The sequence below is a fragment of the Sphingobacterium sp. Lzh-3 genome (assembly GCF_046764375.1).
Classification (GTDB): Bacteria; Bacteroidota; Bacteroidia; order Sphingobacteriales; family Sphingobacteriaceae; genus Sphingobacterium.
Window position 1 is genome coordinate 2651000 of the sequence record NZ_CP177226.1, and the last position, 12932, is coordinate 2663931.

A 12932-nucleotide genomic window follows, 5' to 3' on the forward strand; every position below is an offset into this window, starting at 1 on the left:
ACCATAGGAATTTTATCTCCCAGATGAGTCTCTGTTTATTTTCAAATAATTGTCTTCTGCATTCATATTATTTATTTACTGTGGTGAATTGATTTTTTGCCAATCCTCGTAGCTGAGTACACCAAGTTCTGGCTGGCTTTTACCGTTCAGCATATGGATAAACTCCAGTTGATTTCCGTCAGGATCGTCAAAATAAAGAGCAAGTGCGGGCATCCAGGCAAAAACCATTGGTGCATTGCTGCCATTTTTTAGAAAATTATAGGCTTTTAATCCGTTTTTATCTAAAAAAGTATTTGCGTTATTTAAAATAAAATCTTTGGAACAGCTGAATGCAAAATGTCTTTTATGGAGATCTCCTTGTTGTTCCCAAAGTCCGAGCATGGCCTTTTTATTTTCTCCAATCCAAAGAAATGCAATCGGTCTGGTTTCATCATAGTGTGCAAACTCAAGTCCCAATATTTGAGTATAAAACTGAACTGCGTTTTCCAAATTGCTTACTTGAATGTGTGTCTCGTATAATCCTTCAATCATTTTTATATATTTTATTATTAATAATTATAGTATTTTGATCATTAAGGTCATTTGTCATCTAAGCATATGAATTATCGGATAATCTTTACCTGATCCATCTTTTTCGGATCGTCCTGATTTTCTGAACCCTAATTTTTCATAAAATCCGATAGCCTGATAATTTTGCTCATTGACGTCAACCTTTGTAATGCCTTTTGTCTCATCCATAAATTGAAATAGGCTCTTTCCATAACCTTTGCCGCGGTAGTCATTGTGAATAAAAAGCATTTCGAGGTTTCCTTCTGATACCGATGAAAATCCGATAGGTTTCCCATTTTCAATAAGAAGAAATACTTCAAGATGGGGCAGATAAACTTTTGGGATGATTTCTTTGAAATAAATGAAATCTTCTTCGGCAAGAAAGTCGTGCGTTGCTCTTACAGCGGATTCCCAGATTTCCATGATTCCTGGATAATCTCCGGTGGTTGCGAGCCTGATTTGTGTTGGCATAAGATATTCTATTCGTTTTTTAATATTATATTTATTAAAATAAACCGATCGGTCTTTTCATGAGCAAAAAAAATTATGCTTTCAAATTCCTGATCATTCGCTCTAAAAAGGACATCGCTATATTAAGTTCTGTCATATGCTTGTTGACCTTTGCCTGCATAAAAGCACCTTCGATCATCGAGATCATCACTACAGCAATTTCGGTAGGTTCGGTATCTGCTTTTATTTCATTTCTATCTATGCCGCGTTTGATTTGATTTTCGATAGATGTTTTCCAAAAGGCCAGGGCTTTTTGTACGCGTTTCTGCAGTGCCGGATGTGTATCATCAGCCTCCGTGGCAGTATTTAAAATAGGGCATCCTGCCTGTAAATACGGGTACCTAAAATAGTTCTTGTATGTATGGGGATAAACCAACAATCTTTCAATTGAATTTTTACTTGCCAAAATACGTTCTTTCATATGCTGCGTTACCTTACCAAAATTGTAATCAAATACGCTTAATGCAATCTCATCCTTATTCTCGAAATTACCATAGATGCAACCTTTCGAAAGACCAGTGGCGGTCATTACGTCTTTTATGGATGTACCTGCATAGCCTTTCACATTAAAAACGGTCGAAGTTTTCTCCACGATTAGCTGTTTGGTATTTTCGGATTTTTGAGTTTTCATCAGAACTATTTCTTGCCCGAAACAAAGTTAAATAATAAAATAGAACAATCGGTTTTTTTTATAAATAAAGTTAACAACTGACTTTATTTCACTGCTTTTAGATGGCAACTTTTATGATTTTCGGTAATTTTGCAATTATTTCATGTTTGCATGTTCAGAATCTCTTATACTTTTCGCAGCGAATGACTGGACATTGTAAATGCGACCATCGCTTTGATGAATTCTGTCCGTCCTAAATCGGGAGCCGGCTATCCAGTGACGGAGACATCTTTAAGGCGGTTAGATCTTAAAAAAGCAATCTTGAAATACTGGGAGAAATAAGACCTTAGCGCATCGTCTATTGACAATAAATCGTCCTCCCAAAGTGGAGTTGTGCAGGTTCGAGCGAGCAATTGCTCCAGATTTCCTTTCATGGGTTTATAGGCATGCGCACTGGATTTCCGTCATAAGTAAGTGAATCCTTCACCCTTCAAATAGCTGAGTATCTTTTCGTTCATAGGTCCTGTTTCGTAATAAGCAGAACAGCCATCAACTTGTTTAAGCCAATCCTATACTATAAATTATATCGCTGACAATGAATGTGATAAAAATTAAATCATTTCTCGCTGTTGATTGTTTGCTAATAATATTAGTAATTTTGAGTGCAGCAACTACCAAAAATCAAAGGCGACAATACAGGGCCTTTGATACAATTGAAAAAACATGGAGAGGAGTATAGTACATTGTGATCTCGATACATTTTTTGTATCTGTCGAGCGTTTGCAGAACAGCAAGCTCATCGGAGTACCTGTGCTCATAGGAGGAAGTAGTGACCGCGGGGTAGTTGCGTCTTGTTCCTATGAAGCCCGCAAGTTTGGGGTGCATTCCGCTATGCCCATGCGGCTGGCGCTGCGCATGTGTCCAGAGGCAGTGGTCGTACGGGGCGATCACGATCGGTACAGCCACTATTCTGGTATCGTTACACAGATCATCGAAGAAGAAACGCCCATTGTCGAAAAAGCCAGTATAGACGAACATTACCTTGATGTCTCTGGTATGGACCGCTTTTTTGGCTGTTGGAAATGGACACAGGAACTCCGCCAGCGTATTATCCGAGAGACCGGATTGCCCATTAGCTTTGGCCTGTCTGTCAACAAGACTGTCTCCAAGATTGCCACCGGTACGGCCAAACCCTGTGGTGAAAAGCAAGTGCAAAACGGTGCCGAAAAAGGTTTCCTCGCACCACTGTCCATCCGCAAGATTCCCATGGTAGGCGAGAAGTCCTTTACCTTGCTCCGAAATATGGGGATTTCCAAAATCGGAACCCTACAGCAGATGGAGGTGTTTACGATGCAAAAGGTCCTCGGGGAAAACGGGATAAACATCTGGCGTAAAGCCAATGGGCTCGATGATTCCCTCGTACTGCCTTTTCGGGAGCAAAAGTCCATGTCGAAAGAAAATACCTTTCAGCAGGATACCATCGATATGGATGTCCTTCGCCGAACGCTGATCAGCATGGTCGATATGCTCGCTTTCGATCTGCGCAAAGAGCAGAAGCTGACGAGCTGCGTCACCCTCAAGATCCGTTACAGCAACTTCGATACCCATACCCAACAACTACAGATTGGCTATACCAATTCGGATCGAAAGCTTACCGATGTGGTACTTGCACTCTTCAAAAAACTCTATAGCCGCAGGATGCTGATACGGCTTATCGGGATCAAATTCTCTGGTCTGATCTATGGTTCCTATCAGACCGATCTTTTTGACGACAGTGCCGAGGAGGTCAACCTCATGCAGGCCATGGACAAGATCCGAAAACGCTATGGGGCCGAATTTCTGATGAAGGCCATCTGTGCACCGCTGCCAGAGAAAGGAGGGGAGCATGCTCTTAAATCTACATAGTTATTATAGCCTGCGTTTTGGCACTCTCAGCCTGCAGGATCTCGTCTCGGGCATGCTTGCTGGCGGTTATGATACTGCGGTGCTTACCGATATTAATAACAGCTCGGGATCGCTGGACTTCATTAAACTGGGCCGTGCTGCCGGACTGAATCTACTCGCGGGAATGGAATTCCGAAACGGCGATCAGCTTTGTTTCGTGGCCATCGGCAAAAACGAACAAGGCTTTCGTGAGATCAATGAATACCGCACCAAACTCAATCTGGAAAACCGCGCTACACCAGAGCGTGCGCCCGAATTTGAGCAGGTCTTTGTCATCTATCCCTTTAGCAAGCTCAATGGCTTTCCATTGCGGGATTTCGAATACATCGGCATCCGACCCAGCGAGCGTACACGGGCCCAGCTGATGGACCGCAAGGTTCTTGATCGCTGTGTGATACTCGCACCAGTCAGTTTCCGAAAGGTCGACTATACCTTACATCGGCAATTAAGGGCGATTGATAACAACTTGCTGATCTCGCAGCTCGGCGATGAGCAGATAGCTGCCGAGGACGAGGTGTTTATCCCTCGGGTTAAGCTGATGCGCTTATTTTCCGACTTGCCCCAATTGCTGGCCAACACCAACCGTATACTAGGCCAGTGTTCTTTCAGCTTTGATTTTACCAGCGTCAAGAATAAAGCAACCTTTACCGGCAATCGCTACAACGATAAGCAACTTTTGCACAAGTACTGCATGGATGGCTTTACCAGGCGCTATGGTCGCAACGACCGGGTCGCAACCGAACGCATCCAGCGGGAGCTCGAAATTATCGAAAACCTGCGTTTCTCCAGTTATTTCCTCATTACCGACGATATCTGCCGCTATGCACGGGGCCGCAATTTTCACTATGTAGGCCGTGGCTCGGGAGCCAATTCTGCTGTCGCTTACTGCTTAGGGATCACCGATGTGGATCCCATTGCGCTCAAGCTTCCCTTTGAGCGTTTTCTCAATCCCAAGCGCAAGAGTCCGCCCGATTTCGATGTGGACTTTAGCTGGAATGAGCGCGACGAAATGTACGACTATATCTTTAACCGTTATCAGACAGGACATACGGCTTTGATGGGAGCCATGAGCACCTTTCGTTCCCGCAGCATCCTGCGCGAGCTGGGTAAGGTGTATGGACTGCCCAAGGCCGAGATCGACCGTCTCGTGCATGAACCCGAGCATATGCTCAACAAAAATGAGGTGACCAATACCATTCTGAGCGTCTACAACCGTATGGCTGATTTTCCCAATCAGCGTACCATCCATGCCAGTGGCGTGCTGATCTCGGAGGAACCGCTCACCTGTTATTCGGCGATGGACAATCCGCCCAAAGGATTACCTACCATGCAATTTGATATGTATGTGGCCGAAGATATCGGTTTTGAAAAGTTCGATATCCTTTCGCAGCGTGGTATCGGCCATATCAAAGATTGCCGTACCATTGTGCGGGAAAATTTGGGTGTGGTCATTGATACCGACAACCCCAAGCGTTTTTTTCAGGATGCCCATATCGCAGCGCAATTAAAATCGGCCAATACCATCGGCTGTTTCTATATCGAGAGCCCGGCCATGCGGCAGCTGCTCACCAAGTTACGCTGCGATGACTACCTGACGTTGGTGGCCGCTTCATCCATTATTCGGCCCGGTGTGGCCAGTTCGGGTATGATGGGCGAATATATCCGCCGGCATCACGACCCCGCAACGGTCGTCTATCCACACCCCGTGTTCAAAGAACAGCTCGAAGAGACCTACGGCGTGATGGTTTATCAGGAAGATGTGATGAAGATCGCCAATGCCTATGGCGGGCTCGATATGGCCGATGCCGATGTGCTGCGGCGTATGATGTCGGGCAAATATCGCAGCAAAGACCATCTGATCGAAATTGAGGATAAGTTCTTTTCCAACTGTAAGGCGAAGGGCTACGACGAAAAGATTAGCCGCGAGATCTGGCGGCAGATGGAAAGCTTTGCCGGTTATTCGTTTAACAAGGCACATTCAGCATCTTTTGCCGTAGAGAGTTATCAGAGTCTTTTCCTCAAGACCTACTATCCTTTGGAGTTTATGGTTGCGGTGCTCAACAATTATGGCGGGTTTTACAATCGTAAGGTTTATGTGAATGAAGCGCGAATTTCAGGTGGCAATATCTGCCTGCCCTGTGTCAATCAGTCGGTCTTTAATACCTCCATTCAGGGTAAGGATATTTACCTGGGTTTTGACTGCCTGCTCAATTTGGAAGGTAAACTGGCCCATCGCATTATTGAGGAACGCGAAGCCAATGGCAAGTACACGAGCCTAGAAAACTTTGTCAAACGGACACAGACGGGTATTGAGCAGGTTGTTATCCTAATTCGTGTAGGTGCCTTGCGCTTTACGGGGACGGGGAAAAAGCAATTGCTGTGGGCGGCTCATCTGATGATGAGCAGGCATAAGCCTGTGGCAGCGGGTATGGCGCTCTTTGAGACCGAGACTCGCAAGCCTATACTGCCACCCTTGGAAGAAGATATCCTGGAGGATTATTACGACGAGATGGAGCTGATTGGCTTTTGCGTAACGGGTACGCTATTTGATCTTACCAAAAGCGATTACCGGGGCGATGTGCCCGCCAGGGAACTCCATTTGCATGAAGGAAAGATAGTCCGTGTGGTGGGGGATTTTGTCTGTGAGAAATTCGTGAAGACCAAGCGTGGCGACCTGATGAAATTTGGTACTTTCCTCGATGCCGAGGGACGATTTTTTGATACCGTCCATTTCCCACAGACCTTAGCCAACTATCCACTCCGTGGGGCCGGAATCTATTTGGTTGAAGGCAAAATTGTTCTGGAATACGGTTGCCCTTCTATTGAGGTGATCCGCTGTGCGAAGATGCCATTGAAACCAGATCCGAGAAGTGAGTAGTATTTTCTTTTGGATAAACGGGCAAACGCTCTACAACAAGGATTGTTCTTTCCTCACAGGGATCACGTTGTGATGCGGTAAGGTACATCGTTATAAATTTAAAATCATTGCCCCATGGATCAACTTAGTTTGTTTGAAAATGAAGGATATATTTTTCCAGAAGATCTCCTGGAATTTGAGCCAAATTTTATTACCCAGCTAGAAGCTGATCAGCTGTTTGATTTCCTGTTCAGGGAAGTGCCTTGGCAGCAGACATCCAAAAAAATGTATGATCGAACGGTGCTGACCCCTCGGTTGACAGCCTGGTATGGTGATGAGGATGTAGACTATCAGCTGGCCGGAAAAATGATAGGCGTTAACGAATGGCTTAAGCCTTTAAAGGCATTGAAGGAGCGGATAGAAAAGCGGTTTCATTGTACTTTCAATTCCGTATTGCTCAATTTATATCGTGACAACAATGATTCAGTAGCCTGGCACCGCGATCGTGAAAGCGAATTAGGCAACAGACCCGTGATTGTGTCGGTGAGTCTGGGGCAAGCACGCTATTTTGATTTCAGAAAAGTGGACGATCACAGCAAGAGGTATTCATTACTGCTTAAGCATGGCTCGTTACTATTGATGAAAGGTAATCTGCAGGAGATATGGGAACATCGCATCGCAAAATCCACGCAAAAGATGAGTGCCCGTATCAACCTGACTTTTCGCCTGATCAACGAACAAAAGAGAAATAATATATAGGCATCTATTTAAGACCAGCTTTTTCTGTGCTCAACTTTTTTATAAAAGATCAAACGAAAGCAAATCAACCCTTGTTATATCCATACTTTCATAAATTAGTTAATAACAGGTAGTAAAAACCTTGAGATCCCCCTCCTCAAGGTTTTTTTTATTTTTTCAAACGAATTTTATAGTTCTGTTGTCCTTTAGTCGAAAAATGAGAAGATTGCTTTTGCTGGCTTGATTTGCACTTGTTAGGCCAGCTTTTTTTTGAAACCGACTATCCCATTATTGGGATCATAACTATATATATCAGGGCTGGTTTATTCCGGCCTTTTTTTAGGATATAAATCCTATCTTAGTCCTATGCTGTACAATCCCTTTGAACAAGTCACCAAAAGTTCGTTTCGCGAGCTCGTCGAGTCGGGCTACGCCGACTTTGTGCTGCAGCGCTTTGAGTGGCCCGATGTTAAGGAAAAGACAGGTTTTCTGCTCACGCCTTATGATGATAAGGAAGCTGCCGATCAGCATGCCCATCAACTGGGGACAAAGGAGGGAAGAGCCTTGCAGCTGCCGCAGGATGCCGATAAGATCGAAAGCTTGTTGGAAACAGGATCAGGCTATCGGATCTTCCTCAATCGTATCAAGGAGGAGAATTGGGATAAGCGTATGCTTAAGCTCTACGAGAAAAATATTGTCAATTACCTACGTACCAAGACCAGGTTTCAGCGCAAAAATCCGATCGATATCCTATTCTCCTTAGCATATGGTCGGGTAGTGGCTACCATTAGCGATGGACAGACCCAAAAGAAAGTATTTGCTATCGAGATCCTTCGCTAATCAGATCCGGTCCGAACCAAAAAGCAGCCATTTTCTTGCCGTAGGGCAATCGGTATTTAAAGCACAAATTGCGTATATTCGTAGCAAAGCCAAACAAAAAAGGATACCATTATGTGCTGGGATATTAGCCTCCATACCGATATTGAAATTATCAAAAAGACCTTTCCGCAATTGCGGGATGAGCGTCGTCAATTGGATTACAATTATGATTACCTGGAAAACGTCCAGGCCATTACCTTTCCCAAATATCCCATCCTGTATAAGGACAAGGACTCAAGCCAGCTGGCGTTGACCGAGATGGAGTGGGGGGTATTGCCTACCTATATTGACGATCCCAAGCTGCAGGCCGATCGCCGGCGCAATATGATCAATGTGCGTAGCGAGCGTATCTTGGAGGATAAAAAATCCTATTGGTACCGTTTGCGCAAGCAACGTTGCCTTATCCCTGTGAGTGGTACCTTTGAGCATAGAGCTGTAAAGGGCTGGAAAAAGAAAGTGCCTTATTTCATCGGTGAAGCGGGGAGAGAGCTATTCTATTTACCAGGTCTGTACCAGTGGCATGAGACGGTGGATGAAGATGGTGTGGTTGAACGTGTAGGATCTTTTGGTATGCTCACGCGCGCCGCCAATGAAGTGATGGCCAATATCCATAATGACGGGCCCAATAAACATCGTATGCCTTTGTTCTTGCCGGAGGACCTCGAGCGTCAATGGATCGAGGACATTAACGAAGAAGATATGCCACCGATTTTCTTATTTGAAATGCCCAATGAAAAGTTGAAGTATTATCCAGTGTATACCTTGAGAGGGTACCCAAACCGCCCCGATGGTAAACACCGTTATGAGCAATTTGACTGGGAAGGATTACCGCCATTGGGAAGTGATACGGTGCAGACTTCGTTGTTTTAATCGAAGGCCACATATATGTACAATAATATCAACACGGAGTTCTTTTTTGATTATTTATTGTAGGCGCTCCTCGTTAGATCCTCTAGTTTTAATCTTAAGAGATGTGGCTGTACAGATAATTGTCGGTCAATCATTTTTAACGCAAATAGAAAATCAGAACTAAAGAACCTAGGAGGTGTTTTGCATCCAACAATTATTGATTAATCCTGATACTTTTTAAAAGAGAAGTAATGCTTTTTATCACAGATTTCCTGCTGAAATTTAAATATAATGCCTTCTTTGGTTATGTAAAATATGTCAGCAACATTCCAGTCCATAATACCACAGTTATTATCCGGGTTTAACCTCACTTTTATGGTAGGGTTGATTTTGTGATAAATAATTCCCTCTTTTATAAATTCACTTATCTTATAAGTATCTTTATTTGGATAATATACCTTATCAATTTCTAGCCTATTATCACTTTGTTTAATGTATAAAGTTGGTACTATATTTCTTTTTTTTCGTTGGTTCGTAAAAATGATTTTGCCGCGATGCAAATATCCCATCTGATAAATGATACAGTTGCTAAGATTAACGATGGTATCAGGTTGATTGGTGTAAATACTTGCATATTGGGGAGCGTTGAGCCTTTGTCGGTATGGTTTTATGGGTACTAAATTCAGTACTCTTTTTAAGGTGTCAGATGTTTTTTCTATAAACAAGTAATGTATCCCAACCTTGGTTGCGGTATCCTGTTCCTGATAGGTATAAAACTCTTCTCGGCTATAGCAACTGAAATTTTTGAAATTAAGCGTATCCAAGATTGTTTCCTCGAATGTTGTTCGGTCGGGGAAGTTAATGTAGTAGGTCGAACAGCTGCTAAGTGTAAACAGAAAGGAAATAATTAGATATTTAAATAGATTCATTGTCGATCTTTTTATCGTTTCACTTTGATCTGATTGTGCCATCAATCCCTATATGAAAAGTTGAGTTGTCGGGATGATAGGGGTTATTTCTTATGTAATGGATCATTTTCTGTCCCTGAAAAGCCCTAAGTTTTGAATTGATCAGGTTAAAATTCAGCTGACGGTTATGTTTAAATCCAACGCCTAATCTAAAGTAATCCATATTAAATTGCCGTTCATCCGGATCGCCATAAACCACGATGTTATTGTTTAACGCGCTAGCTAACTCATAGCTTCCCTCAGAATATCCCGTAAATCTGTTGTAAGCAACTTGAATATGATTTAAATCGATATAATCTTTATTTGAATGCCAGGCAATCATAGCGCTAGAAGTAAACCAGCGGTCTTTTTGGTCCGCCATCAATTTAGGCAATACACCATCATTCTGATAAAAGATGTGGACATTTCCAAATTTTCCATATACTGATCCCACGCGTTGTGTTTTTTCAGCTAATGAGCCCGATCGCGATAATAATAATATACAACCTGTTCCGGCAGATAGAGAAAGCGGGTAAACATTTTTAACAGCGGGGAATGATAGGTCGGCCATGCTATAAAATGGCTGATAGTAACTATCTGATTTATTGATTTCTTTGGCTTTATAGGGAGACAAAACTACCTGTACCGTAGAGTGGAGCTGTGCTGAAAAACCCTTCCGTTTACTTGAAAAGAAGTTGTAAGTGCCATTTATCCCTACTTGCGCCACCAGACCTCCGTAATCAGGGTTTACACTGCCTCCGAAATTAATATTACTATAGGCGTATAAATTCTCCGCAAGATTTTTGGTTTTGATCAGTTTAAATCCGACGGTCAACGAGCTGGACATTCCATATTGAAATAGGTTACTTTTGCTTTCATAGACTTGGGCATTACTAGTTTGGAAACAAGTAATGTATAATATTGAACTATAAATAGCTGCGAATTTCATAAAATAAGTCGTCTTAGTAATTGGCTTTTACTATTCGATAAAAATATGATAAATAGTTGAAAAAATGGCGGAATATGTTTATTTTTAGAATGATAATCTTTTTAGCCATGTAAAAGATCATCAATTGCTAAGCCATTTAATCTATACAGTTATGAAAACCTTATTCAAATTAATTGTAGTAATGTCTTTATTTTGGATCGCATCTTGTTCGCCAATTAAAGGACTTTATAATAATTTTTCTTCATTTAAACATCAACGAGAAATCCAAACCGAAGCAAACAAGCCTATTCGAATATTTTTGGATAGATGGGGAGATGTTTATCCAGATATAATTATTGAGGATAATCTTTTTAAAAGAAGGAATTCAACATTAGAAAATTACTTCTGTACCAGTGATAATCTTCCGAAATTATACAACATTTATCATATTCCTTATTCGGATGAAATGGAAAAAGATGGTTGTAAAACAAGATTTAATCTTATACAAGAATATCTTCATAAAAAGCTCGCGGACAGTATTGATCGTTTAGCTGCGCATAAAAAACTTGTTTTTCTAATACATGGTTATAACAATACTGCTGAATCTGCCTCTTTGGCTTTTTCTGAAATGGAAAAGAAAATCGTAGAGCGTTACCCTGACCAAAAATTTCTGATGATTGAGTTATATTGGGACGGACTTCAGAATAAAAACAAAGATAAAAACTCCATAAAGATTTGGGACAATGCTCAGGTGTCGGCAGCCTATGTAGGTGTAGGCCTGCGAAATATTCTCAATAAACTACAGACAGACAGCATATATGTCATTAGTCACAGCCATGGAGCTGCAGTAATTACTGAGGCTCTTTTCAATGTAAGGAGATTTCCCCTAGAATATTATAAAAAACATCAGGACGGCAAGGAGCTTGTCCGTTTTCAAGAGTCGTTTTATACACCACAGACTAACTTTGTGGTCGGTATGATTGCGCCCGCTATTCCAGGAATGAATGTATTCTATCGCTATGACCAAAGAACGGGTCCACAGGGAGCTTTTACATCTAAGCTAAAGAACTATAAGTTTATTAATGGATTCAATGAGAATGATGAAGTGGTTAATAAATATATTGGAGTAAGCCAGTATTTTGGATCGACGACATTAGCATGTGACAGCTTGGAAAATATTGCCGTTCAAGAATATTTCTCGTCAACTCCTGGATTATATGTGAAGGTTAGTTTTTCACCTTCTGGTTATAAACAGACTTCTCACAAATATCTGGATTATATCAAAAATCCTGCTTCTACAGAACTGCTTGATAAGATGTTCAAATAATTAGCTCGCAATAAACTTTAATTATGAAAAAGAAAAATTTCAAACCAATTCTAATTGACTTAAAAGTTCTTTTTGGTCGTTCCATGAAGCAATTGGAAAACGAACGTATTAATCTCAATCCAGTGGTAAGTAATTGGGGGAATGATCGTGTAGTGTCTCTACAGCGAAATGATACCCCAATAAAAACACAATTTGGCATATCCTGCACTACTTTTGCGCTTATCGCTGCGATAGAGAATATACTCCAAGGGAGATTTGACCTATCTGAGCGATCGCTGTGGGCAACCTATAAGACCGTCGACATTGACAAAGCAATAAAGGCAGCTCGGGAGAACTATATTCTAGAGGAAAAATATTGGCCACAGTCGGTCGCGCGCGAGAATCCTGCAAATCGTGGAAAGGGTAGATTTAAACTGGAAGATAGCATATGTATATACCAAAATTATCAAGAGGTTATCAATACTATTGATAAAGGGACTCCTTGTGTTGTCGCTATGCAGACCCCTACAGACCTTTTCCTAAAAAAGTCTCAGGTCGAACGTACATCAACTTTTAAAAATGGAGGACATGCCATGGCAGTTGTTGGTTATAAAGTCGAAAATGATAAAGGTTATTTTCTAGTGAAAAATTCCTGGGGAGAGGATTGCGGGGATAAGGGATACCAATATGTCGACTTCAGCTTATTTGATACCAACAAACATGGATATGTATATTTCTATACAATTGGGCAGGTCATTGATAGGGGGGTAAATATCATTTAAAGGAATAGTGGGTTTTTAAGAAAAACAAATAGC

Annotated in this window: 13 protein-coding genes; 7 read left to right on the forward strand and 6 right to left on the reverse strand. The window is 41.8% G+C overall.

Annotated features, from left to right (window positions below; all coding sequences use genetic code 11):
* Positions 1-75: 75 nt before the first annotated feature.
* From ACLCDV_RS10890 to ACLCDV_RS10905, 4 genes are all read right to left on the reverse strand, one after another.
* Positions 76-531: a VOC family protein gene (locus ACLCDV_RS10890; RefSeq protein WP_411973668.1), complete on the reverse strand. Its 456-nt coding sequence runs from the start codon at positions 529-531 to the stop codon at positions 76-78.
* A gap of 54 nt (positions 532-585) precedes the next feature.
* Positions 586-1020, reverse strand: a complete 435-nt coding sequence (locus ACLCDV_RS10895) for a GNAT family N-acetyltransferase (RefSeq protein ID WP_411973669.1) — start codon at positions 1018-1020, stop codon at positions 586-588.
* Positions 1021-1093: 73 nt separating this feature from the next.
* Positions 1094-1690: a TetR/AcrR family transcriptional regulator gene (locus tag ACLCDV_RS10900; RefSeq protein WP_411973670.1), complete on the reverse strand. Its 597-nt coding sequence runs from the start codon at positions 1688-1690 to the stop codon at positions 1094-1096.
* A gap of 248 nt (positions 1691-1938) precedes the next feature.
* Complete coding sequence (locus tag ACLCDV_RS10905) at positions 1939-2103, reverse strand: hypothetical protein (RefSeq protein WP_411973671.1); 165 nt, start codon at positions 2101-2103, stop codon at positions 1939-1941.
* Positions 2104-2392: 289 nt separating this feature from the next.
* On the opposite strand from ACLCDV_RS10905, the gene dinB reads away from it, so the two are divergent.
* The 5 genes from dinB (at position 2393) to ACLCDV_RS10930 (ending at position 8957) form a co-directional block, all read left to right on the forward strand.
* Positions 2393-3574, forward strand: coding sequence for a DNA polymerase IV (gene dinB / locus ACLCDV_RS10910; RefSeq protein ID WP_088161297.1), 1182 nt, complete (start codon positions 2393-2395; stop codon positions 3572-3574).
* Entirely contained in the window at positions 3555-6491 is a 2937-nt protein-coding gene (locus ACLCDV_RS10915) for a DNA polymerase III subunit alpha (RefSeq protein ID WP_411973672.1), read from the forward strand. The genes dinB and ACLCDV_RS10915 overlap by 20 nt, the downstream gene beginning before the upstream one ends.
* 114 nt (positions 6492-6605) lie before the next feature.
* The gene (locus ACLCDV_RS10920) at positions 6606-7229 is read left to right on the forward strand and encodes an alpha-ketoglutarate-dependent dioxygenase AlkB family protein (protein WP_411973673.1); all 624 of its coding nucleotides are present in this window, start codon (positions 6606-6608) and stop codon (positions 7227-7229) included.
* A 345-nt stretch (positions 7230-7574) separates the two neighbouring features.
* On the forward strand, positions 7575-8048 hold the full coding sequence (locus tag ACLCDV_RS10925; protein WP_411973674.1) for a hypothetical protein: 474 nt from the start codon (positions 7575-7577) through the stop codon (positions 8046-8048).
* 111 nt (positions 8049-8159) lie between these two features.
* On the forward strand, positions 8160-8957 hold the full coding sequence (locus tag ACLCDV_RS10930; RefSeq protein WP_411973675.1) for an SOS response-associated peptidase: 798 nt from the start codon (positions 8160-8162) through the stop codon (positions 8955-8957).
* A 200-nt stretch (positions 8958-9157) separates the two neighbouring features.
* Here ACLCDV_RS10930 and ACLCDV_RS10935 read toward each other — a convergent pair whose 3' ends face one another.
* Both ACLCDV_RS10935 and ACLCDV_RS10940 read right to left on the reverse strand, forming a co-directional pair.
* Positions 9158-9865: a hypothetical protein gene (locus ACLCDV_RS10935; RefSeq protein ID WP_411973676.1), complete on the reverse strand. Its 708-nt coding sequence runs from the start codon at positions 9863-9865 to the stop codon at positions 9158-9160.
* A 19-nt stretch (positions 9866-9884) separates the two neighbouring features.
* Entirely contained in the window at positions 9885-10832 is a 948-nt protein-coding gene (locus tag ACLCDV_RS10940) for a hypothetical protein (protein ID WP_411973677.1), read from the reverse strand.
* 151 nt (positions 10833-10983) lie between these two features.
* On the opposite strand from ACLCDV_RS10940, the gene ACLCDV_RS10945 reads away from it, so the two are divergent.
* On the forward strand, positions 10984-12138 hold the full coding sequence (locus ACLCDV_RS10945; protein ID WP_411973678.1) for an alpha/beta hydrolase: 1155 nt from the start codon (positions 10984-10986) through the stop codon (positions 12136-12138).
* A 23-nt stretch (positions 12139-12161) separates the two neighbouring features.
* On the forward strand, positions 12162-12899 hold the full coding sequence (locus ACLCDV_RS10950; protein ID WP_411973679.1) for a C1 family peptidase: 738 nt from the start codon (positions 12162-12164) through the stop codon (positions 12897-12899).
* Positions 12900-12932: the final 33 nt, after the last annotated feature.

Excerpts from the sequence above, each read along its gene's own strand:
- ACLCDV_RS10950 (WP_411973679.1), top strand. The coding sequence starts at position 12,162 with ATGAAAAAGAAAAATTTCAAACCAATTCTAATTGACTTAAAAGTTCTT.
- ACLCDV_RS10925 (WP_411973674.1), top strand. The coding sequence starts at position 7,575 with ATGCTGTACAATCCCTTTGAACAAGTCACCAAAAGTTCGTTTCGCGAG.
- ACLCDV_RS10890 (WP_411973668.1), bottom strand. The coding sequence starts at position 531 with ATGATTGAAGGATTATACGAGACACACATTCAAGTAAGCAATTTGGAA.
- ACLCDV_RS10915 (WP_411973672.1), top strand. The coding sequence starts at position 3,555 with ATGCTCTTAAATCTACATAGTTATTATAGCCTGCGTTTTGGCACTCTC.
- dinB (WP_088161297.1), top strand. The coding sequence starts at position 2,393 with ATGGAGAGGAGTATAGTACATTGTGATCTCGATACATTTTTTGTATCT.
- ACLCDV_RS10920 (WP_411973673.1), top strand. The coding sequence starts at position 6,606 with ATGGATCAACTTAGTTTGTTTGAAAATGAAGGATATATTTTTCCAGAA.
- ACLCDV_RS10895 (WP_411973669.1), bottom strand. The coding sequence starts at position 1,020 with ATGCCAACACAAATCAGGCTCGCAACCACCGGAGATTATCCAGGAATC.
- ACLCDV_RS10945 (WP_411973678.1), top strand. The coding sequence starts at position 10,984 with ATGAAAACCTTATTCAAATTAATTGTAGTAATGTCTTTATTTTGGATC.
- ACLCDV_RS10935 (WP_411973676.1), bottom strand. The coding sequence starts at position 9,865 with ATGAATCTATTTAAATATCTAATTATTTCCTTTCTGTTTACACTTAGC.
- ACLCDV_RS10940 (WP_411973677.1), bottom strand. The coding sequence starts at position 10,832 with ATGAAATTCGCAGCTATTTATAGTTCAATATTATACATTACTTGTTTC.
- ACLCDV_RS10930 (WP_411973675.1), top strand. The coding sequence starts at position 8,160 with ATGTGCTGGGATATTAGCCTCCATACCGATATTGAAATTATCAAAAAG.
- ACLCDV_RS10900 (WP_411973670.1), bottom strand. The coding sequence starts at position 1,690 with ATGAAAACTCAAAAATCCGAAAATACCAAACAGCTAATCGTGGAGAAA.
- ACLCDV_RS10905 (WP_411973671.1), bottom strand. The coding sequence starts at position 2,103 with ATGAAAGGAAATCTGGAGCAATTGCTCGCTCGAACCTGCACAACTCCA.